Raw genomic sequence first — 22,090 nt, 5'->3', positions numbered from 1 at the left:
AATCATCGAGTGGTGAGGACTTTTGCTTTGGCAAAAGTCCTTTTTCTATTTAATGATAATTACTTCAATGATAAATTTCGCTGTAAATTGACTACAAAATCCTGGATATTGGTGATGATCGACCGGGAACTGAGGCTGCCCCGGTCCTTTAGTTTATTGACCACAAATTCGGAGATGTCGACGGTATAAAAATAAACCGGCCGAATCAGACCATCAACCACCTGGTAGGAAGGGGTCATGTTGCCGGTGGCAATGGTGTGGAGCTGAGTTGCCAGACAGATGATCGTAGTGGCTTTTTTGGTGTGCACCCGCAGAGCATCCTGGGCGCTGTAAACATCAGCATAGACGCCAGGTAAAGGCCCATCGTCGCGAATTGAACCGGCTAAAACCATGGGGATGTCATTTTTAATACAGGAATTGACAATACCATCTTCGATTTTATATTTTTCAATTAAATTTTCCAGGGAACCGCAGCCCCGAGCCCGATTGATGGTTTCGATATGGTGATAGTGACCCAGTGATTTATTTTCTTTGGAATAGATGTCCTGACCCAAGGCGGTGTTAAAAAAGTGGGACTCCAAGTCGTGGGTGGCTAGGGCATTTCCGGCAAAGAGGGCATCCACATAGCCCATTTCCACCAGATGGGTCATGGCATTTCGGGAGTCCTGGTCAAAGGTTACCGCCGGGCCGAGAACCCATAGAATATAGCCGTTATCCCGTTCGAATTCCAAGAGTTGATAGAGTCGGTCGTAGTCCCGGGAGTAGGCGGTTTCCCGGGAATTGGAGGTACGAAACGAAAAATTATCACCATCTGGATGTTTTTTACTGAAGGCAAAATGATCGACATAAACACCGTTTCCGCCATCTTCATGACGTCCGACGACAACGGCATCGCCTTTCTTGACATTTCTGAATTCGATGGCATGGGGTCGATCATTGGCAATGACAACCACGCAGTCCATCCGACTTTCAGCCATCAGCTGCCAGGTATCATGGATTTTAAAATACTCGGGAAAGATGGTCGTGGCATAAAAGTTCTCCGGAACCACACCATCCATAGGAGCTGGCATCGTTCGGACACTGGGGGCTTTGACAAAAAAGGTTTCGGTAAAATCAGGAGCTGTATAAACGGGCAAAGTAAACATATGAGCACCTCGATATAAGATTTTATAGTAAATTATTCTGTTTATTATACCATATCAAAGTTATCGCTGGCACCGCAAGTGATAATGGCTGAGTGAATAAAAAAACACCACCATGATTAATCGTTCCGGATTAATCATGGTGGTGTTTTTAAAACTCAGTTAAGCTTTTCAGGTAATTCGAAATGGGGTTTTTCGAAATCGAAAAGTTTTGTCGCGTCGGGTTCGTTAAGCAGGAAGGCTTCCATTTCATCACGTTCCATTGGCGGAAGTTCTTTTAAAATCAAACGGATACTCGCACCGGTGGTTTGATTAAAAACAGAAAAAGCCTGTTTCCCGCCTTTTATAAAAAATAAGTTGCCCTTTTCGCCAGTGCAATCCAGCACCGCCCGGATGCCGTCAACACTACAGGACTCATTTTCAGCAACGCAGACAATCTTATCATCTCCGTCCAGATCAAGGGAAAGCGTTTTGATGGCTTCCAGAGAAGCGCGGACACCAATGGCCAGGCCGGGGCAGTGATGTCCGTGAAAGGTTACACATTTTTCCCATAATTCGACATTCATTTATTAGCTCCTTTCGATAAAACAGGAGACCCACAGTTGTGGGTCCCCCAAGTTGCCAGTCCGATTGCGCTAGTTTTTAAAGCTGTGAATAGGGGCGGGGATCTGTCCGCCACGATTTACAAAAACTGAGCAATCGTTTTTATTCACCGGCATAATCGGTGCTCGGCCCAGCAGTCCACCAAATTCGGCGGTATCGCCAACGTCTTTTCCATAAACAGGGATAATGCGAACACCGGTGGTTTTATTGTTGATGACGCCAATAGCGGCTTCATCCGCTAAGATCCCAGAAATGGTGGAAGCTGGGGTATCGCCAGGGATGGCGACCATATCGATACCAACCGAGCAAACACTGGTCATGGCTTCCAGTTTGTCAAAGGTCAGGGCGCCACATTCCACGGCTTCAATCATTCCTTCATCTTCACTGACCGGGATAAAGGCACCGCTAAAGCCACCCACCGAGGTGGAGGCCATAATACCGCCTTTTTTAACGGCATCATTGAGCATTGCAAGGGCTGCTGTGGTACCATGGGTGCCACAGTGTTCCAGACCCATTTCCTCAAGGATGCGGGCAACACTGTCACCAATTTCCGGGGTTGGAGCCAGGGACAAGTCTAAAATACCAAAAGGGACATTCAGACGCTCAGCCACGGTGGTACCGACCAGGTGGCCAGCCCGGGTAATTTTGAAGGCTGTCTTCTTGATGATTTCGGCCATTTCCCCAAAGGAAGCGTCCTGGGCTTTTTCCAGCGCCCGTTTGACAACTCCGGGACCACTGACCCCAACATTGAGAACCGATTCGGCTTCGCCGACGCCGTGGAAGGCGCCTGCCATAAAGGGATTGTCTTCAACTGCGTTGGCAAAGGCGACAAACTTGGCACAGCCGATGGAATCCACCTCCCGAGTCAGGTAGGCGGTTTCTTTAATCACTTCTCCCAGCCGTTTAACAGCGTCCATGTTAATACCGGCTTTCGAGGAACCAAGATTAACGGATGAACACACGCAATTGGTTGTTGCCAGGGCTTCTGGTATGGAGTCGATGAGAATCCGATCGCCTTTTGTAAACCCTTTGGGGACAAGGGCGGAAAAACCGCCGATAAAGTTAATGCCGACCGTTGCGGCGGCGGCATCAAGAATTTTTGCATATTCCACATAGTTTTTGTCATCACTGCTACCGGCGATGAGTGAAATCGGTGTTACCGAGATCCGCTTATTGACAATCGGGATGCCCAGTTCATTTTCAATGCGTTCCCCTTCTTTGACTAAATTTTCAGCCAAACGGGTGATTTTTTCATAGATTTTCTGGCGACTTTTTAATCCGGAGGAATCAATGCAGTCCAGCAATGAAATTCCCATGGTGATGGTCCGGATATCCAGCCGTTCTTTTTCAATCATTCTAACCGTCTCGAGGACGTCTTTAAACATTGCCATAATCGTGGCCGCCTAAATCGTGTGCATAGCATTGAAAAGATCTTCATGCTGAATACGGATGGACATGCCGATGGTTTGTCCGACTTCTTCAAGAGCGGCCTTCAGGACATTAAACTCAACAGACATGTTTGTCATGTCCACCAACATGATCATGGTGAAAAAATCATGCATAACGGTCTGGCTGATATCTTCAATATTGACATCATTTTCAGCCAAAATTTTAGATACATTATAAATTATTCCGGTGCGGTCATTTCCAATAACCGTAACTACTGCTCTCATTCTAAATTACTCCTTAATTTTCATTATTTTATTAGTTTAAACCAAAATGCGTACAATCACAAGTTATAATGTTGATTTTAGGAGGAAAGACGTTTTGTGAATTTATTTTTAAGTTTTTTGATATAAAATTAATACAATTGATGGGAAATTTTAACAAAATAAAACTTTGTTTTTTGCTTAATAGCCGGTTTCGTAACTTGTGAAGGGTGGTGGAGTGTGGTATAATGTGGAAGAAAATGGAAGAACAAAGTATGAAGGAGGTAGATCTGGATGTTTTTTGGAGAGTATGAACATAATATCGACGACAAGGGACGATTGATCATTCCTTCAAAATTCAGAGAATCTCTGGGTGGACAATTTGTCTTAACAAAAGGACTGGATTGTTGCCTGTTTGTTTTTTCCATGGAAGAGTGGGAGAATTTTGAAAGTAAACTAAAATCTCTACCGGTATCGGATAAGGATGCGCGAGCGTTTACCCGATTTTTCTTCGCCGGTGCCGCCGATTGCGAGCTGGATCGACAGGGCCGGGCGAGTGTTCCACTTTCGCTCCGCAAATATGCAAAAATAACAAAAGAGGTGACCATTATCGGGGTTTCAAATCGATTAGAAATTTGGGACAGTCAATTATGGGAAAACTATAACGACAATGAAGATTTAAATTATGAGGACATTGCCAATAATATGGCAATGCTGGGAATATAAATGAAGCCACAAACATTTTCACATACCACCGTATTACTACGGGAATCCATTGACGGTCTGGACATCAAACCAAATGGTATCTACGTGGATTGCACCCTGGGTGGGGGTGGGCATTCCCAATGGATTTGTGAATCATTGGATGAAAGCGGCATTTTGGTTGGCATCGATCAGGATGATTACGCTTTAGAGTATGCCCAAAATCGTCTGGCGGGTTTTACCTGTCAGCGTCATTTTGTAAAAAGTAATTTTGCCAGTTTAGCCAAGGTTCTAAAGGGCCTCCATCTCTTTGGAATCGACGGTATTCTATATGACCTCGGGGTTTCGTCATTTCAACTGGATGACGATACCCGAGGCTTTTCTTATCATAACGATGGTCCGCTGGATATGCGAATGAACCAGTCAGCAGAGTTAACCGCCGAAATGGTGGTCAACGACTATGCCCCCGGGGAACTAAAAAAAATACTTTTTCTTTATGGAGAAGAAAAGTTTGCCAGTCAAATCGTCAAATCAATCGTTCGTGCCAGAACGCTTGCGCGAATTACGACCACTTTAGAGTTAAGTGAAATAATCAAGAAGGCGTATCCTCCCAAGGAACGTTTTAAAGAGAAACATCCCTCAAGAAAAACATTTCAAGCCATTCGACTGGAAGTCAATGGGGAATTAAAAATATTAGAAGATGCTTTAACCCAGGGTCTTGAAGCCTTGAAGCCAGGCGGAAGAATGTGTGTCATTACCTTTCATTCGCTGGAAGATCGGGTTGTTAAGCATCTCTTTAAAGAGAAAGCCAATCCCTGCACTTGCCCGCCGGATTTTCCCCAATGTGTTTGTGGGAAATTACCGGAAGTAAAGCTTATTTCAAGAAAACCGATTGTTTCAGGTGTTGATGAACTTGAAGAAAATCGGCGTTCGCGAAGTGCGAAACTACGGATTGTAGAAAAGCTGGGAACAGAAAGTTAAAAAAAGGAGCGTTCCATGGCGACCACAAAAAAAAGAGTAAAAATGCCCAAACAAAAAGAAAAGCGCATGACAACAAGTTCCTATGTTATGATTATAGGGTTGATTGCGTTTGCGGCAATGGTTGGGATCTTATTTCAGCACGCTGTGATCACCGAAAAAAATACGCAGATCAGAGACCTTCAGAAAACCCTGGAAGACGCCGTACAGGTTAACGACAGTAAAGAAGGTCAATTAGTAACAAATATGAATCTTCAATCGATTGAGGCTCAAGCCAGAGGTTATGGGATGACCGAACCGGTCCAGGAACAATATCGACGCGAACTGGTGACGGAGAAAAAAGAAGAGTCACTGATGACGGATTCACAAATTGTGAGAAGTTGGTTTGAGAATTTGTTTTAGGTTAGGGTTTATTTAAGCTAGATCAGGTAAGCTTAATTGAATAAAAATTTGGAGAAAAAATGTGAATATAAAAAAGAAGGCACAACGAGAGATTGGACCGATCGGCAAACAAAATCGCATCATGATTGCCATGGTTGTACTTTCATTGTGCTTAATTGTTGTTATTGGGAGATTATTTTCCCTGCAAATTGTAAATTCAACCGGGAAGTATGAGCGCCAGGTCGATCAACTTGTTGAAGAGGTGGCCATTAAAGCATCACGAGGTGATATCTACGATCGGAACAAAAATGTTCTGGCTAAAGATTCCTCAGCGACAGCGGTTAATGTGATCCCCTATGAGGTCGAAGACCCCGATCGCCTGGCCCAAACATTAAGTAGCAAGCTGGGTTTAAAAGTTGAAGATATTATGAAAAAGATCATCGTTCTGGAAAATGATATTGTTGAAGTAAAAACCGGTATCAGTCAGGGCGCTGCGGTTATTGTACTGAGTCATAATTTTGATGGTGTCAGTATTGAGGACGGAACCCTTTATTTTAAACCGATTAGCATTAAAGATCCGGCTGCGGTGGCTGCGGCCATTTCCAAAGATTTGGATTATAATTATGAGTCCCTTTACGATCGTGCGACCCGTAAAGAAAACCAGCCGGTGCTAATTTTGGGGAAAGTCGATAATGCCCTGGCTCTGGAAATTAAGCAATCGGAAGCAATCAAAGACGAAGACGGCAACATAGAAAGTTATAATGGCATCGAATTGCTGGATGATTATCGGCGTTATTATACCAATGGAAATTTTGCTTCCTATATTCTGGGGTTTACCGGGCGGGACTACAGTGGTCTCTATGGGGTGGAATCCACCTATGAAGACGTCTTAAGCGGCGAGGATGGGGTTGTTTACTTCCAAAAAGATGCCAACGGAAACCAGATTCCTTCGCAAACAAAAATATTAAAAGAACCTGTTCAGGGAGAAGATATTGTTTTAACGATTGATAGCAATATTCAATTGATGGCCGAAAAAGCGGTTGAGGAAGCAGCGACAACCTGGAAAACAAAAAGTGTAACTGCGATTGTGATGGAAACCAAAACTGGCGAAGTAGTGGCAATGGCGACCACGCCGGATTACAATCTTAATGATCCTTTTACTCTGGATGCTAACTTCGTCGCGACACATGCAGAAGATCTGGTTGGTAAAACAGAACAAGAACAACTGGCAGAGATGTATAAGAATCAGGCCGTTAGTTTTATTTATGAACCGGGTTCCACCTTTAAAGCACTAACTGGCGCAGCGGCCCTGGAAGAAGGGGTAGTAACGCCAGATACAATTGTGTATTGTGATGGGTCCATCCAGATCGGTGATGCGGTGATTAATTGCGCCACCGGACCACATGGCAGCATTACGGTTTCGGATGCCATCGCCCATTCCTGTAATCCGGGGTTGGTTCAGATTATTGAAACATTGAATCCGGATGTTTTCTATCAGTATGTGTATAATTTTGGCTTAGGAGAAACCACCGGGATTGAGCTAGATGGCGAAGAAGCTGGAATTATTAATCGACTATCTACCGCCAATGGCGGGATCAATGAAGTAGATTATGCGACCTTTTCATTTGGACAGGGGTTGGCAGTCACGCCCATTCAAATCGTCAGTGCGCTAAATAGTGTCGTCAATGATGGCTACTATGTTAAACCGACGATTATCTCCAGCGAAACCACGGGGAAAGCGATTGAATCCCAAAAACAGATTATTTCGAAAGAAACATCGGCAGCAACCCGAGAAATCATGCGTAAGGTAGTTGGCTATGATTCCGATATGACCAATCTTTCTGAAGGATACAGCATTGGCGGAAAAACAGGGACGGCCGAGAAGTTTATCAATGGTGAATATTCCAGTTCCAAATATGTGACCTCCTTTTACTGCTTTGCCCCAGTGGAAGACCCCAAATATTCGGTTTACGTCGTGTTGGATGAACCGGCAGCAGGTGCTTATGGGAGTACCAGTGCGGCACCTACCGCCATTAGTTTAATAAAACAAGCTTTGAATTATAACACTGCTGATACCACCCTTGGTGGTGCTGTAACGGAAGAAATTCAAAAGGGAACCATCACTGTTCCTGATCTGGTAGGTCAGAACATTGATTTTGCAGCCAGCATTCTCAATGAGAAGGGGATAAAATATGTTGTTGATCCAGCCACCAGTGGGACCACGGTTGTAAATCAAAGCCTTCCCACCAATTCGGTTTATGATCCAAATTCGGAATTGATCCTTGCTTTAGGAGAAACCGATAGTCAGGCGGTTGGAACGGTTATTGTGCCGGATCTAAAGGGACTATCGATTCAGAGTGCCAATGAAATTCTGACGGGATTGGGACTCAATCTTAAAATCACAGGGAATGGTTTTGCTTCAAGTCAAACGCCGGCAGCCACAACGGTTGTGGAGAGGGGCAGTGACGTTAACGTAACATTTGCCCCATAAAAAATTTAAAGAAAAGCAAGGGGAGGAATCCTTGCTTTTCTTTATGTTTAAAGTTTGATATAATGTCATGGTCTTTTTGGACAGTGGACGAGGCTGAAAATTAAATATAGAATTGATTATGATTGACCGAAAATAAAGAAGAAAGTTCAGGTAAGATAAATGGAAAGTATCAGTATTGATGAAATACTTCACATTACCCAGGGGGAATTGTTCCAGGGAAATCGCTCAATGGCAATTGCAAATGTTGCGATTGATAGTCGAAAAACAACAGGTAATGACTTATATGTGCCCATTATCGGGGAAACGAATAATGGCCACAATTACATCAGTCAGGCCTTTTTAAATGGCAGTAGAGCTTGTCTGACCGAGGAAAGAAATCACTCCTTTCCGGCGGAGATGACGGTCATCCAGGTGGCTTCAACATTAGCGGCGATGAAAGCGTTGGCCGGTTTTAATCGTCATCGTTACAGCATTCCGGTGATTGCCATTACCGGCAGCAGCGGAAAAACCACCACCAAGGACCTGGTGGCATCGGTTCTGTCACAACGGTATCGTACCTTAAAAACCGAAGGTAACTTTAATAATGAATACGGGATTCCCCAGACCTTATTTAATTTAGAAGCAGACCATCAAATGGCCGTCATCGAAATGGGAATGGACCATCTTGGGGATATTTCAAAATCAATCGCGCTGGTTGATCCCGATATCAGTGTAATCACCAATGTCGGACTTAGTCATATTGAACGCCTGAAAAGCCAGGAGAATATTTATCGGGCCAAAAAAGAAATTTTGCAGCGTTTAACAAGCGATGGCATTGCCTATGTTAATGGTGATGATGCGTTTTTAAAAAAAATAAATAATGAAAAGAATCAGTTCCAGGTTAAAACCTTTGGCTTGCAGGGGGAGCATTCTGTAACAGCCTTTAATTATAGTACAAGTCAAGCGGGTCTTGAAATGCAGGTAAAATGGGAACATCGAAACGAAGTTTTCACGTTTAATTATCCAGGGGAACATAATATCTATAATTGTCTGGTGGCCATTGGCTTAGGGTATTTCTATGACTTGACTCAATCGGAGATTCAACAAGGGCTTAATGCTTTTGTGCCCAGCGGCAATCGGATGGATATTTTCACGATTGGCGAAATCAAGGTGATTAATGACTCATATAATGCTAATCCTGATGCGATGCGGGCTTCCCTGGATGTATTGGATACCCTGGGCCGTGACAACAAGCGAAAAATTGCAATTCTCGGCGATATGTTAGAAATGGGCGACTTCGGGCCAGCGGCACACCTTGAAGTTGGCAACTACGCAAAGGGTAAAGCGGATATTCTAATCGGTGTTGGTCCATTGGGGCAGTTAATTTGTCAGGGTTATGATAATGCCGGACCGGTCTACCAGGTTCCTGATGCACGCTCGGCCGGTGTCTGTTTAAAAGAGATTGTCCGGCCCGAAGATATCATTCTGATTAAAGCGTCCCGGGGCATGGGTTTGGAACGGGTGATTGATTTTATTAAGGAAGGTGGCTGCTAATGGAACTGACCGTTTTACAAACCGGGCTGATTGGTCTGCTGATTTCCTTCCTGGTTGTCTATTTTGTGACACCGCGATTTATCCCCATGCTCAAACGGCTAAAATTTGGTCAGGCCATCAGAGAAGAAGGCCCGCAAAGCCATTTGGAAAAATCAGGAACGCCAACCATGGGCGGGCTGGTGATTCAATTGGGGGTATTGGTGGCTTTTGCGATCTTGTCAGTGCTAGTCGGAAACTGGGACTTCTTTCCAATTCTGGTAATGCTCTACTTCGGTGCTGTGGGCTTGATTGATGATTATATTAAGGTAGCCAAAAAACATAATCTGGGTCTGCGGGCCTGGCAGAAAATGGTGCTCCAATGTATTGGTGCGCTGGCCATTGCCCTCTATGCTTATAATGCGCCAGCCATTGGTTCTGAAATGGTGGTGCCGTTGATGGATCAGACTGTCGATTTTGGATTCTGGTATGTGCCATTTACCTTTATTGCGGTGGTATCGATTGTCAATGCGGTTAATTTAACCGATGGACTCGATGGATTGGCATCCGGCGTTACCTTAATTGTTGCGATATTCTTTTTTGTCGGCTCTCTGGCCCTGCCCCAAGCTAATACCAGCATTTTTATCGGCGCCATTATTGGCGGATGTTTGGGTTTCTTAAGGCATAATTCAAATCCAGCTGATATCTTTATGGGTGATACCGGTTCGATGGCGTTGGGCGGAGCGGTTGTAGTCATGGCGATCATTACTCAGCTACAGATTTTTCTGCTCATTGCTGGCGCTTTGTTTGTCCTTGAAGCTTTATCGGTAGTGATTCAAGTGAGCTACTTTAAATCCACCGGGGGAAAGCGTTTTTTTAAGATGGCCCCCATTCATCATCACTTTGAATTGTCGGGTTGGAGCGAAACCCGGGTCGTCACCGTTTTCTGGGTGGTTACTGCGATTTCGGTAGTCATTGCATTTATTTGTTTAGGATAGGAGAAGCGCATTATGATAAAAAGGACTCTGGTAGTCGGAGCGGCCCGAAGTGGGGTTGCGGTCACAGAACTATTACTAAGCCATGGCGAAGCCGTGTTATTAACAGATACCCGATCATCGGGCATCGTCTTAAAAGAGTTTCCCCAGATTCTGGATTTTGAAAAAAACCCGGAGTTTGAATCGATTTTTGGTGTTCAGCCGAGTCTGGAGATTTTAACGGTGATTGATGAGGTGGTCATAAGCCCGGGGGTGCCGCTGAGTATTCCCATTATTCAAGCGGCTTACGCGCAGGGTATTCCAGTCACAGGTGAGGTCGAAGCGGCCTATCGATTGACACAAACACCTTTTATTGCGATTACTGGGACCAATGGGAAAACCACCACCACCACCCTGCTGGGGGAAATATTCAAAGCCTCAGGTCGGGGAACTTATGTGGTCGGAAACATTGGCGACCCCATTACCAACTATGTCGATAGCGCGACCGCAGATGAGGTTTTTATAACCGAGATCAGCAGTTTCCAATTGGAGACGATCCATACTTTTCGTCCTCAGGCGGCGGCGATTCTCAATCTGACGCCGGATCATCTGGATCGTCACCTGAGCATGGAAAATTATGTGCATGCCAAAGGCCGGATATTTGAAAATCAACGAGCCGAAGACCTGCTGGTATTAAACGGGGATGACCCTTTAGTCGGTGAATTGGGTGAAAAGGCGATTTCAAGAAAAGCCCTTTTTAGTTATAAAAAAACCGTTGATTATGGTGCCTGGTGTTTAGCGGGCGAAATCTATATCAATAATGGTCAAGAAAGCATCTTGGTTTGTCGGGAAGATGAACTGGGTATTATCGGTCCTCATAATACCATGAATGCTCTGGCGGCTCTGACCCTGGCATATTTTTCAGGGGTTGAACTGGAAGTCATCGTCCGGGTTCTTAAAACCTTTGCGGGAGTGGAACATCGTCTGGAGTTGGTGGGCTGTTTTGACGGGGTGACCTACATCAACGATTCGAAAGGAACCAACACCAACGCCACTATTACGGCTGTCAATGCGGTAACAGAACCGATTATTCTGCTGGCCGGAGGCTATGATAAAAAAGAAGACTATTCCGAGCTGATGGCACTGGTGGCAAAGCGGGTCAAGCAGCTGATCGTTTTAGGCGTAACTGCGGATGATCTAATCAAAGCCGCTACGGCCAAGGGCTTTACGACCATCACCAAAGTTGACACCTACGAGGAAGCGGTTGCCCACGCAAAAGCGGTGGCCGTATCGGGTGACACTGTTTTGTTATCGCCAGCCTGTGCCAGTTGGGATATGTTTGATAATTATGAGATCCGAGGTCGAGTTTTCAAGCGATTGGTGACCGAAAATCAATAAAAATTCGAGGAGTGAACCATGAAAAATGGAAAAATAGATCGACCTTTTTTAATTGCCCTCCTGTTGTTGGCAGGCATTGGGGTAATTATGGTATTCAGTGCCAGCATGTACTCATCCACCATTAGTGGGGAAAAAGGTTATTCCCTGTTTTTAAAACAATTAGTATTTGTTGTTCTGGGTGTGACTGTAATGGGAATCATGAGTAAGATTGATTACCGGGTTTACAAAAAATATTATCTTGTGGGCATTGTGATTTCTATTTTTCTTTTGATTATCGTTTTAATCCCCGGTATTGGCTTAAAGGTTAATGATGCCAGACGGTGGATTGATTTAAAAGTCACCACCTTTCAGCCTTCTGAATTAGCAAAGGTTGCCGTGATTCTTTATTTTAGCACCGTTATTTCTAGGAAACCCGGCATTATCAAAGAGAATATGCCGTTTTTGTTAAATTGTATGTTGCCCCTGGGGCTCATCTGCGGCCTGACCGCTATTGAACCATCTTTGAGTGCAGCTATGGCCATCGCCCTGGCCGCTTGTGGGGTCCTTTATTTTGGGGGCGTTGAATTTAAACTCTTTTATCCCTATCTGGGATTTGGGGTATTGGCAGTGGTTGGTTTAATGATCGCCGAACCCTGGCGACTGGATCGTTTTAATGTTTTTTTAGGAAAAGGTGGGTATGATTATCAGATATCCCAATCGCTCCTGGCAATTGGTACCGGTGGGATGTTTGGCAGAGGTCTGGGTAATGGAAAACAGAAATATCTGTTTTTGCCGGAACTACAGAATGACTTTATCTTTGCCAATATCGCCGAGGAATTTGGCTTCGTGGGATGTTTACTTGTTTTAGGACTGTTTGCTTATGTAATCTGGCGGGGGTTTCAAATTGCCCAGAAATCTCAGGATACCTTTGCCTATCTGTATACCAGTGGTGTGATGTTATTGCTGGCATTTCAGGTATTGGTGAATATTGGCGTTGCATCAGCGATCATCCCGGTAACTGGGATGGCCTTGCCCTTTATCAGCGCGGGTGGTTCCTCGATGGTTATTTTGTTTGCGATGATGGGCCCAATTCTAAATATCTCCCGAACTGTAGACCTGGGCAAGAAACTGGAACCAAACAAAAAAACCATGCATAACAAGAAAAAGATTGTGAGGTAGATTGTGAAAATACTCATTGCAGCAGGTGGAACCGGAGGGCATATTTATCCGGGATTAGCGATTGCTGAAAAAATAAAAACTGAAAATCCCGGGGCTGAAATTGTCTTTATTGGATCGATGGTGGGGATGGAAAAAAACATCATTCCTCAGTATGGCTATCCGATTGAGTATATCCGGGTCCGGGGATTTGAGCGAAAGGCCTCATTAGAAACACTGGCAGCAATTAAGGGGATTTTTGACGGGCTTAGCGATGCCAAAAAATTAATTAAAAAGCATCAACCGGATCTGGTGATTGGAACCGGAGGGTTTACCGCGGGACCGCTCCTCTTAATTGCCAGCCGACGAAAAATAAAAACAATGATTCATGAACAAAATGCTTATCCCGGGAAAACAAATCTGATGTTGGGGAGCCGGGTAAATCGGATTGCCATCAGTTTTAAAGAGGCCGAAAAATATTTTCCCCAGGAACGGACTTTTCTGGCGGGAAACCCGGTGCGATCGGACTACCATCAGATTGACCGAAGTGAATTGCGAAAAAACCTGAATCTGTCTGACACCCAGAAAATGATTTTAATTATGGGCGGAAGCCAGGGGGCTGGTTCCATCAATCAGAGTGCCCTGTCTCTGATTGCGTCCTATAAAGACCAAGACGATCGGGTTATTTATCATTTAACCGGAAAAGATCAATATGAATCGATTAAAAAAGAAGTCGATCACCTGGGGCTTTCACCATCTGGTCATGTTTTTGTTGATGCTTACAGCAATGAGGTGCACCGCCTTTTAGGAGCTGCTGATCTGGTAATTAGCCGTTCCGGAGCAATGTCAGTGGCTGAAATCCAGGCGGTGGGTGTACCTTCAATTCTGGTTCCCTACCCGCTGGCAGCCGGTAATCATCAGGAATTCAATGCCCGGGTGATTACCGATCCGGGCGGCGGTGTTCTCATTAAAGACAAAGAACTGACGGGGGCGCGACTGATTCAAACCGTTGAGTCGCTATTAGAAGATGAGAAAAAATGTCAGATGATGAGCCAGATCACTAAAAAACAAAGCATCATTAATGCCGGAGATCGGATTTATGCACAAATAAAAAAATTAATGGAGAATGAATGAAACGATCAAAGAAAAAAAACTCCAGCGAAAAGAAGATAAGGAAACTTCAAAACCTCGAGCCGACAAAGCAAGAGCTCAGGGAACAGCGTCGACGACAGCGAAAAGCAAACAAGCGCAAACGCATCATGAAAGGCTTAGTAACCATGTTGATCATTCTGGGAATAATCGGGGCTATTGGTTTCGGTGTTTACCAGGCGGCTAACTTGGGTATATTTAACGTGGCCGAAATTGAAGTGGTTGGGAATGAAATTGTTGATGCGCAGACGGTCGTTGAGGCCTCAGGAATTAACGTTGGGGAGAGTATTTTTTTGATCGATGTCAATCAGGCAAATTATAATATCAATGCCTTGATGAATTTGGATGAACTGGAAATTTCTAAAATTATGCCTGACAAAATTCTCATCCGAATGGTCGAGTCAGTACCAATTTGTGCGGTGAATTATGATAACAAGGTCTACTATCTGTCGGAAGACAAAACGCTGATTGAAGACGGTGAATACCTGAGAAAAACAGATATACCGCTGATTTTTGGAAGTGATGAGGTTACCATAACAGAAATTGGTAAAGAAGTAGTGGTTGAACCCTATTGGCGTTTTGACACGATTATGAATATTCTTAGAGATTTAAAAAAAGATAGCAACCTGGAAAAAATATCCGAGGTACGGATGACAGAAGTAAACACCTATGAAATTGTGACAAAAAACGGCACCGTTTTTATTCTATGGGATTATAATAATTATATTGACAACAAGGCCTATATCCAAAATAATCTGGATAAAAATACCAGTAATATGATTATTAATCTGGCAGTGGGAACAAAGCCAGTCATCAAACCGCGCTAAAAATAAAGAATGAGTGAGTGATTCATAAAACATTTGGTCTGATTCTAAAATATTGAGCGTTATTTTACTTAATTTATTATTCAATAGTTGAAAAATTTGTAAATAAAGGTTAATATAAAGGGGTGAACATTTCTTTAACTTACAAATAGGGGGAAGAAGTGTTATTAACGATGAAAAAAGCAACTGAAACGAATCCAATGTTCAGGAAAAAAGATACAAACGATCAATTTTAACGAGAAAGCTGTTTAGTAAGAGGAGGAATAAAAGTGTTTGAATTAGATGGGAATTACGATAATTTTGCAAAAATTCGTGTTATCGGTGTCGGTGGTGGTGGAAACAATGCCATTAATCGAATGATTGAAGCCGGGATGAAGGGTGTGGATTTTATTGCTATTAATACCGATAAACAAGCTCTTGCCTTGGCTTTATCTGAAAAAAAACTTCAAATCGGGGAAAAAATTACCCAGGGACTTGGTTCCGGGGGGAATCCCGAGATTGGTCAGAAAGCGGCCGAGGAAAGCAAAGATGCCATTGCTGACATGATTAAAGATACCGATCTGTTGTTTTTAACAGCTGGTATGGGTGGCGGAACCGGTTCCGGAGCGGCTCCGATTATTGCAAAAATCGCAAAAGACCTGGGAATTTTAACCATTGGTGTCGTCACCAAACCGTTCTCTTTTGAAGGACGGGTACGGATGCGTAATGCCCAGATTGCCAGTGAGTTTTTACAGGAAAATGTTGACTCTCTGGTAACCATCCCCAATGACCGACTGCTAAGAATGGCTGATAAATCAACCTCTCTGAAAGACGCCTTCAGGTTAGCTGATGATGTGTTGCTCCAGGGTGTGAAAAGTATCTCAGATCTGATCGCCATGCCAGGACTGATTAGCCTTGACTTTGCCGATGTTAAAACGATTATGAAAGATACCGGACTGGCTCACATGGGTGTTGGTCAAGCAAGTGGAGATAACCGTGCCGAAGAAGCCGCCAAACAGGCAATTCTTAGTCCGTTGCTGGAAACCCAGATCGACGGAGCAACCGGGGTATTACTTAATATTACGGCTGGCGAAGATCTTTCATTATTTGAAGTCGATAAAGCTGCCAGCATTGCCAGAGAAGCGTCAGATCCCGATGCCAACGTTATTTTTGGTGCGACCATTGATGAATCTTTAGGAGATGAAATCAAAATTACCGTTATTGCGACAGGATTTTTGTCCGGCGGTGAAAAAGAAAAGAAAGCTGTTATTAAAAAAGTTGTTAAAAGTGCCAGTGATTCAGTTGGTGAATTTTCAATTCCAGATTTCTTGACTCAAGAATAATACCGATGAAGTGTCCGTATTGTGCATTTGATGACAGCAAGGTTGTTGATTCGCGGCCTTCCGAAGAAGGAACAATGATCCGCAGACGCAGGGAGTGTAATAAGTGCAATAAACGTTTCACGACCTACGAACGAGTTGAAAATATACCCCTGATTGTGGTTAAAAAAGGTGGCCAGCGAACAGCCTTTGATAAAAATAAAATATTCAATGGAATGATTAAGGCCTGTGAAAAACGACCAGTTTCCATTGATGCCATTAAAACGGTGGTGGATGATCTGGAACGACGCTTATATCAAGGCGAAATGAAAGAGGTACCATCTTCGCTAATTGGTGAGCAGGTAATGGCAGCCTTAAAGACCATGGATCAAGTTGCTTATGTGCGCTTTGCTTCCGTCTATCGACAGTTTAAAGATGTCGCTTCGTTTATGGATGAGTTGGAACGATTAATTTCAGAAAAACAGGCCGAGGGTTCCCATGAAACAGTATGAAAAAACCGTGAAAAGTGAAGTCATCTATGATGGACGGATTGTCAAACTGCGCGTTGATGAGGTAAAACTACCAAATGGCAGTTTTTCCAAACGGGAAATTGTCGAACATCAGGGGGCAGTCGCCGTTTTAGCTGTTAAAGATGGACAGATGATCTTTGTGAAGCAATACCGGATTGCCAGTCGGCAGCTGCTGACTGAAATTCCGGCTGGTCTGCTGGAACTTGGGGAAGATCCTGAAGCTGCAGCGATCAGGGAATGCCGGGAAGAAATCGGTTATCGACCGGTTAATCTTTTTAAGCTGGGCGACTTTATCCCCACCCCGGGTTATTGCTCAGAAAAAATCGCTTTGTTTAGCGCCACAGAATTTATGTGGGACCCTTTGGAAGAGGATCCGGATGAATTTATCCGAGTTGTTAAAATACCAGTGCGGACAGCCCGAACGCTGTTTATTAACGGACAGTTCATTGATGGCAAAACCGTCGCAGCGCTGGGTTATTATTTTTCCATTGCCGCAAGAAGGTCGATAGCAGAATAGAAATAATGTTCAATGAGGATAGATGGTTTATTTGATGCAGAGCATTAGAATAAATCATCTATTTTGTATTATGTGTTAAAGCGTGATGCATTAGATAAACGAAAACGACAAAAATGAATTGGTTTGAAGCCAGTTACCGAATCAAACTTTCGGTCTGGTAAAATCAGGTGTGCAACACTGAAAAAGAGGTAAAAGATAATGTTTAATTTTACACCGGACTATTTTTATAGTTTAATACTGAGCTTTCCGGGAATCTTGATCGCGATCAGTTTTCACGAGATGGCCCATGGTTATGCTGCCGATTCAATGGGGGATCCCACCCCCAAAAATGCCGGCCGTTTAACCTTAAACCCGCTTAAACACATCGATCCGCTAGGTTTGATATCGATGCTGTTATTCCGCTTTGGCTGGGCAAAACCGGTACCGGTAAATCCCGGAAATTTTAAAGACCGAAAAAAGGGAATGATTGTAGTCGCTTTAGCAGGGGTTCTTACCAATTTGCTGTTGGCTTTTTTCGGAATGGCAGCATATTATGCAGTTGCGCCATTAAGAAATGAGGCTCTAAAGACAATACTATTCTTTATTTATTATTATAATATTGTTTTTGCTGTCTTTAATATTATCCCCATTCCGCCGCTGGATGGATCTCAGATTTTGGTCTTATTTTTACCGCCTAAAGCACTGATGACCTACTATAAATATCAGCGCTATGGCATGATACTCATTTTTATTTTAGCGTTTACAGGTATATTATGGTTTGTTATAGGTCCTTTTATTGATGGTATTGAGTATCTATTTTCTGAAATATGGGTCAGAGTATTCAGTCTGATCTGGTCCTGAGTATGGCATATGCAGTGAGTCTGGATGGCTATGAAGGGCCGCTCGACCTATTAATCAATTTAATCCAGAAAAACAAGATCGATATTTATGATATTCCCATTGCAACGATTACGAATCACTATCTAATGCAGATTAGAACCTGGCAGGATATGGATATGGATGTCGCCAGTGAATTTATTGTGATGGCCGCCAGACTGCTCGAAATTAAGGCCAGAGCATTGCTACCTAAAAATGAAGATGAGCAGGAAGACCCAGAAGATCTTAAGGCAAAACTGATTCGTCAATTGGTTGAGTATAAGATTTTTAAAGAGATCAGTCGATATTTTCAAACCCGGGAACAGGTTGAGCGCTGCGCCATCTATAGAGATCCGGAGTACATCCCTCAGAATACCGAAGAAGTGCCTCTGGTCATCGATCCCTATTCGCTTGAACAATGCTTTAAACGGCTGTTGTTTCAGAAAGAGGAAGAATTGGAGGCAATTGCGCCACCGCAGAAGATTATTCGGGAATTGTTCAGCATTGAAGAAAAAATCGCTGAAATAACCGCGGTTCTGGTTCAAGCCGGAGCCGCCGGGGTCAGCTTTTCAGAGCTGCTCCGGCCGGATATATCCCGGGAAGAGGTGGTGGTAACCCTGCTATCACTTTTGGAAATGGTTAAGACCAGTGGTTTGCGGCTGCTTCAAAATCGGGTATTTATAGATTTTCAGATTCAACAGGAGGTGGACAACAATGAACAGTGATGAACTGGCTGGGATCATCGAAGGCATTCTTTTTGGGGCTGGAGAAGGGGTTTCCATGACCGAACTGTGTCGATGCCTGGATAAACCGGTATCGGAAGTGCAGTTTGCGATGGAAATACTTAAACAGGATTATCAATCAAAAGCACGTGGTATTCGTCTGGTTCAGATTAAGGATACCTATCAGCTTTCCACAAAACCCGACTATTACGGGTATATCAAAGAAATTACCAGGCATCAGGAAAAAACCGGTTTATCCCGGGCGGCACTCGAAACCCTGGCGATTATTGCCTATCGCCAGCCCGTTACCCGACTGGCCGTTGATGAACTCAGAGGAGTAAGTTCCAGCAGTGCCATTCAGCGCTTGCTGGATCGGGGACTGATTTGTGACGGTGGTCGTCTGGAAGCCCCGGGACGGCCGATTCTCTATAAAACAACCAATGCCTTTTTAAAAACCATGGGCTTCACAAGTCTCAAAGAGATGCCGGAATTTGAGGTTTTTTCGCAGGGCAAACAGGAAAGTTTTAATCTGGAGTTGCTCAATCATCAATCAGAAAACAAAGACACCGCCAATGAAGAACAATTGGCCGAGATGCTAAAAAAAACCATGGGAGAGGCCCAAATATTGGAGGCCGCCCAGTGAGAATTCAAAAATATATGGCTCAATGCGGAGTCGCATCGCGGCGAAAATCGGAAGAACTGATTAAGGCGGGAGTGGTTAGGATCAACGGTGTTACCATTTACGAACCGGGTTTTCCGGTTGATCCTAAAAAAGATCAAATTATCGTCTCGGGGAAAAAATTAAACGAAGCCGTAAAAGTATATATCATGGTTAATAAACCCAAAGGGGTTGTATCAACTTCTGAAGATACCCATGGTCGCCAGCGGGTACTGGATCTGGTACCGATAAACGAGCGGCTTTATAGCGTTGGACGATTGGATATGGATACGGAAGGGCTACTGTTACTGACAAATGACGGTGACCTGACCTTCTATTTGACTCACCCCAGTCATGAGTTTGAAAAGACCTATGTGGGTCGGGTTAAAGGTTGTCCGGATGAAAACAGTCTGGAATCTTTCCGCCATGGTATGGTGATCGAGGATTACCGCAGTGCCCCGGCAGCCATTAAGATTTTAAAAATGGATCGGGATAGCAGTTTGCTGGAAATGCGGATTCACGAAGGCAAGAAAAGACAGATTCGTAAAATGTGTGCCGCGATGGGCCACCCGATTATTGATTTAAAGCGGGTAGCCATGGGAAATCTGACCTTGGGGCGTTTAAAACCGGGTGAATGGCGGTATTTAAATAATGACGAAATTATTTATTTAAAAGGAGAAAAGAAATGGTAAAGATAGGATTTCCAAAAGCTTTTAGTCAAATTCAGGCATTGTTCCCAGAAAAAGAAAAAGAACGGGACTTGTACATTGTGGCCGAGGATACAGCCAAATCTGAAATTCTGGGTGCGGTGCGTTTTTTTTATGGGGCAGAACAGGTTGATATTTACGAGATGATCATGACCGTGAAGGGCGATCAGGGCATGGCTATTTTTGATGGAATAATCAGAACGCTGCTTTATAAAATGGCTGAAGATGGATGTATATCGATATCCGTAGCAGGTGCCACCGGTGAATTTGCAAGCTACTTCAAAGAACATGAATTTATCGAATCAGGGGATGTCTTGGTTCATAAAGCCTTCAGCGGCGAATTTTTCAAGCCTTGTGCAGGCTGCAGTGAAAAATAAACCGTTGCGGGTTACCGACCTGGCCCGCGAATTTTTAAGACCGATCATTAACCGGGGTGATCGTGTCGTTGATGCGACGGCTGGAACGGGTCAGGATACCCTCTTTCTTTGCCAATGTGTCGGCGAAACCGGACGGGTTTTTGCCTTTGATATTCAGATGGCAGCTTTGCAGCAAACCCGAGATATCCTTAAGAAAAACGGCTGCGACGATCAGGTTACCCTGATTCATCAAAGTCACGAATTGATGGTAACGACATTAAAAGCGGCGGCTGTTGGGGAACAAACGGTCAAGGCGATCATGTTTAACCTTGGTTATTTGCCCAACGGTGATCAGACAATTACTACCCAGGTTGAATCAACTCTGGCAGCGCTTCAGGGAGCCTTGTCTTTACTGACTTCTGGTGGACGAATGACCCTCTGCCTTTATCCGGGTCACCCCGAGGGAATGCTGGAATCTCAGGCGGTAATCAGGTGGTGTGAGACGTTGGAAGCGCCTTTTGCTGCTCATCATTTTCACACGCTAAACCGGGAATCCCCGCCCACATTGATTATTATCCAGAGAACGAGGTAAAGATGAAAGACGTTTCAAGTGTAAAAGAAAGCCGTGATATTTTTTCAGCAATTAAGAAGTGTTATGCAAAGCTGAGCAAATCTCATAAATTGATTGCCGACTTTATGCTGAGTCACTATGAAAGTGTTTCAGAAATGTCGGCGGCGACAGTGGCTAAAAGTGTTGGGGTCAGCGAAGCGACCGTCGTTCGTTTTTCGGTTACACTCGGTTATGAAGGGTATCCGGAATTCCGGCGGGCAATACGAAATGAAATTAACAGCAAGCTGACAACCATTGAACGCATTGACATGACCTTGAAAAACGAACAAAAAGAAAAGGCCCTACAGGAAACCGTTCATAATGTCTTAAAATCAGATTTGTCAAATATCAATGCGACTTTTGAGGAGTTTGACTATGAGATTTTTAAATCTTGTATCGACTTGATTTTAGATGCCCGCAAGGTGGTTATCATTGGTTTTCGGACCACCACCTTGTTAACGGAACATTTGGGTTATTATCTTAATCTGATCCTGGATAATGTCCGGGTCGTCAATTATGGGGTTTCCGATATCTATGAGCATTTGATTCGCGTCACTGAAGAAGATGTGGTCATTGCCATCAGTTTTCCGCGTTATGCCCAAAAAACTTATGAAGCGGTTGAATTTTTAAAGGACAAAGGGGTAAAAATTATTACAATCTCGGATAATGAAAATGCCCCCATCAATGTGTTTACTAAACATCGGTTGATTGCCAAAAGTAATGTTTACTCCTTTGTGGATTCACTGGTGGCCCCGCTTTCGCTGATCAACGCGCTGGTAATTTCAGTGGGTTTGAGGAATATCGGAAAAACAAAAGAGACTTTTAATGAACTTGAAGAAATATGGCGAGAACATTATATCTATACTGGCGATGAATTGGAAAATTAGTTCATGAAAGGACAAA

At 43.9% G+C, this 22,090-nt stretch carries 24 protein-coding genes; 20 read left to right on the top strand and 4 right to left on the bottom strand.

The window, feature by feature from the left end; all coding sequences use genetic code 11:
* Window positions 1-59 precede the first annotated feature (59 nt).
* The 4 genes from ACIZ62_RS15050 to ACIZ62_RS15035 form a co-directional block, all read right to left on the bottom strand.
* Window positions 60-1,145: a hypothetical protein gene (locus tag ACIZ62_RS15050; RefSeq protein ID WP_111889152.1), complete on the bottom strand. Its 1,086-nt coding sequence runs from the start codon at window positions 1,143-1,145 to the stop codon at window positions 60-62.
* 155 nt (window positions 1,146-1,300) lie between these two features.
* A complete protein-coding gene (locus ACIZ62_RS15045; protein WP_111889153.1) occupies window positions 1,301-1,708 on the bottom strand; it encodes a formylmethanofuran dehydrogenase subunit E family protein in 408 nt (135 codons plus the stop codon).
* 69 nt (window positions 1,709-1,777) lie between these two features.
* Entirely contained in the window at window positions 1,778-3,136 is a 1,359-nt protein-coding gene (locus ACIZ62_RS15040) for a PFL family protein (protein ID WP_111889154.1), read from the bottom strand.
* Window positions 3,137-3,148: 12 nt separating this feature from the next.
* On the bottom strand, window positions 3,149-3,418 hold the full coding sequence (locus ACIZ62_RS15035) for an ACT domain-containing protein (RefSeq protein WP_111889155.1): 270 nt from the start codon (window positions 3,416-3,418) through the stop codon (window positions 3,149-3,151).
* Between the two features lie 270 nt (window positions 3,419-3,688).
* Here ACIZ62_RS15035 and mraZ point away from each other — a divergent pair, with 270 nt between their 5' ends.
* The 20 genes from mraZ to ACIZ62_RS14935 all read left to right on the top strand — a co-directional run bounded on the left by mraZ (window position 3,689) and on the right by ACIZ62_RS14935 (window position 22,074).
* Window positions 3,689-4,120: a division/cell wall cluster transcriptional repressor MraZ gene (gene mraZ / locus ACIZ62_RS15030; RefSeq protein WP_111889156.1), complete on the top strand. Its 432-nt coding sequence runs from the start codon at window positions 3,689-3,691 to the stop codon at window positions 4,118-4,120.
* Window positions 4,121-5,077: a 16S rRNA (cytosine(1402)-N(4))-methyltransferase RsmH gene (gene rsmH / locus ACIZ62_RS15025; protein ID WP_111889157.1), complete on the top strand. Its 957-nt coding sequence runs from the start codon at window positions 4,121-4,123 to the stop codon at window positions 5,075-5,077.
* Between the two features lie 15 nt (window positions 5,078-5,092).
* Window positions 5,093-5,476, top strand: a complete 384-nt coding sequence (locus ACIZ62_RS15020) for a hypothetical protein (protein ID WP_111889158.1) — start codon at window positions 5,093-5,095, stop codon at window positions 5,474-5,476.
* 61 nt (window positions 5,477-5,537) lie between these two features.
* Window positions 5,538-7,946 (top strand): penicillin-binding transpeptidase domain-containing protein, encoded by a 2,409-nt coding sequence (locus ACIZ62_RS15015; protein WP_111889159.1) that lies wholly within the window; start codon window positions 5,538-5,540, stop codon window positions 7,944-7,946.
* A gap of 159 nt (window positions 7,947-8,105) precedes the next feature.
* Window positions 8,106-9,479: a UDP-N-acetylmuramoyl-tripeptide--D-alanyl-D-alanine ligase gene (locus ACIZ62_RS15010; RefSeq protein WP_414150516.1), complete on the top strand. Its 1,374-nt coding sequence runs from the start codon at window positions 8,106-8,108 to the stop codon at window positions 9,477-9,479.
* Window positions 9,479-10,453, top strand: coding sequence for a phospho-N-acetylmuramoyl-pentapeptide-transferase (gene mraY / locus ACIZ62_RS15005; protein ID WP_414150515.1), 975 nt, complete (start codon window positions 9,479-9,481; stop codon window positions 10,451-10,453). Before ACIZ62_RS15010 ends, mraY begins: the two co-directional genes overlap by 1 nt.
* Window positions 10,454-10,465: 12 nt before the next feature.
* Window positions 10,466-11,827 carry a UDP-N-acetylmuramoyl-L-alanine--D-glutamate ligase gene (gene murD, locus ACIZ62_RS15000; protein ID WP_414150514.1) on the top strand — a complete coding sequence of 454 codons (1,362 nt, stop codon included), beginning with the start codon at window positions 10,466-10,468 and terminating at the stop codon, window positions 11,825-11,827.
* 18 nt (window positions 11,828-11,845) lie between these two features.
* Window positions 11,846-12,985 (top strand): putative lipid II flippase FtsW, encoded by a 1,140-nt coding sequence (gene ftsW, locus ACIZ62_RS14995; RefSeq protein WP_414150513.1) that lies wholly within the window; start codon window positions 11,846-11,848, stop codon window positions 12,983-12,985.
* 3 nt (window positions 12,986-12,988) lie between these two features.
* Window positions 12,989-14,095, top strand: coding sequence for an undecaprenyldiphospho-muramoylpentapeptide beta-N-acetylglucosaminyltransferase (gene murG / locus ACIZ62_RS14990; RefSeq protein ID WP_414150512.1), 1,107 nt, complete (start codon window positions 12,989-12,991; stop codon window positions 14,093-14,095).
* Window positions 14,092-14,937, top strand: coding sequence for a cell division protein FtsQ/DivIB (locus ACIZ62_RS14985; RefSeq protein ID WP_414150511.1), 846 nt, complete (start codon window positions 14,092-14,094; stop codon window positions 14,935-14,937). The genes murG and ACIZ62_RS14985 overlap by 4 nt, the downstream gene beginning before the upstream one ends.
* Before the next feature lie 266 nt (window positions 14,938-15,203).
* The gene (ftsZ, locus tag ACIZ62_RS14980; protein ID WP_111889166.1) at window positions 15,204-16,256 is read left to right on the top strand and encodes a cell division protein FtsZ; all 1,053 of its coding nucleotides are present in this window, start codon (window positions 15,204-15,206) and stop codon (window positions 16,254-16,256) included.
* A 5-nt stretch (window positions 16,257-16,261) separates the two neighbouring features.
* Entirely contained in the window at window positions 16,262-16,744 is a 483-nt protein-coding gene (gene nrdR / locus ACIZ62_RS14975) for a transcriptional regulator NrdR (RefSeq protein WP_111889167.1), read from the top strand.
* Window positions 16,731-17,279, top strand: coding sequence for an NUDIX hydrolase (locus ACIZ62_RS14970; RefSeq protein WP_322519985.1), 549 nt, complete (start codon window positions 16,731-16,733; stop codon window positions 17,277-17,279). Before nrdR ends, ACIZ62_RS14970 begins: the two co-directional genes overlap by 14 nt.
* 198 nt (window positions 17,280-17,477) lie before the next feature.
* Window positions 17,478-18,119, top strand: a complete 642-nt coding sequence (locus ACIZ62_RS14965) for a site-2 protease family protein (RefSeq protein WP_414150510.1) — start codon at window positions 17,478-17,480, stop codon at window positions 18,117-18,119.
* A 2-nt stretch (window positions 18,120-18,121) separates the two neighbouring features.
* Complete coding sequence (locus ACIZ62_RS14960) at window positions 18,122-18,859, top strand: segregation and condensation protein A (RefSeq protein WP_414150509.1); 738 nt, start codon at window positions 18,122-18,124, stop codon at window positions 18,857-18,859.
* Window positions 18,849-19,499, top strand: coding sequence for an SMC-Scp complex subunit ScpB (gene scpB / locus ACIZ62_RS14955; RefSeq protein WP_322519988.1), 651 nt, complete (start codon window positions 18,849-18,851; stop codon window positions 19,497-19,499). The genes ACIZ62_RS14960 and scpB overlap by 11 nt, the downstream gene beginning before the upstream one ends.
* Before the next feature lie 14 nt (window positions 19,500-19,513).
* Window positions 19,514-20,206 carry a pseudouridine synthase gene (locus tag ACIZ62_RS14950; protein WP_414151867.1) on the top strand — a complete coding sequence of 231 codons (693 nt, stop codon included), beginning with the start codon at window positions 19,514-19,516 and terminating at the stop codon, window positions 20,204-20,206.
* Window positions 20,200-20,598, top strand: a complete 399-nt coding sequence (locus ACIZ62_RS14945) for a hypothetical protein (protein ID WP_414150508.1) — start codon at window positions 20,200-20,202, stop codon at window positions 20,596-20,598. The genes ACIZ62_RS14950 and ACIZ62_RS14945 overlap by 7 nt, the downstream gene beginning before the upstream one ends.
* Window positions 20,588-21,169 carry a class I SAM-dependent methyltransferase gene (locus ACIZ62_RS14940; protein ID WP_414150507.1) on the top strand — a complete coding sequence of 194 codons (582 nt, stop codon included), beginning with the start codon at window positions 20,588-20,590 and terminating at the stop codon, window positions 21,167-21,169. Before ACIZ62_RS14945 ends, ACIZ62_RS14940 begins: the two co-directional genes overlap by 11 nt.
* 2 nt (window positions 21,170-21,171) lie before the next feature.
* Window positions 21,172-22,074 (top strand): MurR/RpiR family transcriptional regulator, encoded by a 903-nt coding sequence (locus ACIZ62_RS14935; protein ID WP_414150506.1) that lies wholly within the window; start codon window positions 21,172-21,174, stop codon window positions 22,072-22,074.
* Window positions 22,075-22,090 lie beyond the last annotated feature (16 nt).

It is taken from the genome of Acetobacterium carbinolicum (genome assembly GCF_047456275.1).
Taxonomy (GTDB): Bacteria; Bacillota; Clostridia; order Eubacteriales; family Eubacteriaceae; genus Acetobacterium; species Acetobacterium carbinolicum.
The sequence above is the reverse complement of the archived record's forward strand: the minus strand, read 5'-3'. Positions and strand labels throughout refer to the sequence as shown.

Excerpts from the sequence above, each read along its gene's own strand:
- ACIZ62_RS15050 (WP_111889152.1), bottom strand. The coding sequence starts at position 1,145 with ATGTTTACTTTGCCCGTTTATACAGCTCCTGATTTTACCGAAACCTTT.
- ACIZ62_RS15045 (WP_111889153.1), bottom strand. The coding sequence starts at position 1,708 with ATGAATGTCGAATTATGGGAAAAATGTGTAACCTTTCACGGACATCAC.
- ACIZ62_RS15040 (WP_111889154.1), bottom strand. The coding sequence starts at position 3,136 with ATGGCAATGTTTAAAGACGTCCTCGAGACGGTTAGAATGATTGAAAAA.
- ACIZ62_RS15035 (WP_111889155.1), bottom strand. The coding sequence starts at position 3,418 with ATGAGAGCAGTAGTTACGGTTATTGGAAATGACCGCACCGGAATAATT.
- mraZ (WP_111889156.1), top strand. The coding sequence starts at position 3,689 with ATGTTTTTTGGAGAGTATGAACATAATATCGACGACAAGGGACGATTG.
- rsmH (WP_111889157.1), top strand. The coding sequence starts at position 4,121 with ATGAAGCCACAAACATTTTCACATACCACCGTATTACTACGGGAATCC.
- ACIZ62_RS15020 (WP_111889158.1), top strand. The coding sequence starts at position 5,093 with ATGGCGACCACAAAAAAAAGAGTAAAAATGCCCAAACAAAAAGAAAAG.
- ACIZ62_RS15010 (WP_414150516.1), top strand. The coding sequence starts at position 8,106 with ATGGAAAGTATCAGTATTGATGAAATACTTCACATTACCCAGGGGGAA.
- mraY (WP_414150515.1), top strand. The coding sequence starts at position 9,479 with ATGGAACTGACCGTTTTACAAACCGGGCTGATTGGTCTGCTGATTTCC.
- murD (WP_414150514.1), top strand. The coding sequence starts at position 10,466 with ATGATAAAAAGGACTCTGGTAGTCGGAGCGGCCCGAAGTGGGGTTGCG.
- ftsW (WP_414150513.1), top strand. The coding sequence starts at position 11,846 with ATGAAAAATGGAAAAATAGATCGACCTTTTTTAATTGCCCTCCTGTTG.
- ACIZ62_RS14985 (WP_414150511.1), top strand. The coding sequence starts at position 14,092 with ATGAAACGATCAAAGAAAAAAAACTCCAGCGAAAAGAAGATAAGGAAA.
- nrdR (WP_111889167.1), top strand. The coding sequence starts at position 16,262 with ATGAAGTGTCCGTATTGTGCATTTGATGACAGCAAGGTTGTTGATTCG.
- ACIZ62_RS14970 (WP_322519985.1), top strand. The coding sequence starts at position 16,731 with ATGAAACAGTATGAAAAAACCGTGAAAAGTGAAGTCATCTATGATGGA.
- ACIZ62_RS14965 (WP_414150510.1), top strand. The coding sequence starts at position 17,478 with ATGTTTAATTTTACACCGGACTATTTTTATAGTTTAATACTGAGCTTT.
- ACIZ62_RS14960 (WP_414150509.1), top strand. The coding sequence starts at position 18,122 with ATGGCATATGCAGTGAGTCTGGATGGCTATGAAGGGCCGCTCGACCTA.
- scpB (WP_322519988.1), top strand. The coding sequence starts at position 18,849 with ATGAACAGTGATGAACTGGCTGGGATCATCGAAGGCATTCTTTTTGGG.
- ACIZ62_RS14950 (WP_414151867.1), top strand. The coding sequence starts at position 19,514 with ATGGCTCAATGCGGAGTCGCATCGCGGCGAAAATCGGAAGAACTGATT.
- ACIZ62_RS14945 (WP_414150508.1), top strand. The coding sequence starts at position 20,200 with ATGGTAAAGATAGGATTTCCAAAAGCTTTTAGTCAAATTCAGGCATTG.
- ACIZ62_RS14935 (WP_414150506.1), top strand. The coding sequence starts at position 21,172 with ATGAAAGACGTTTCAAGTGTAAAAGAAAGCCGTGATATTTTTTCAGCA.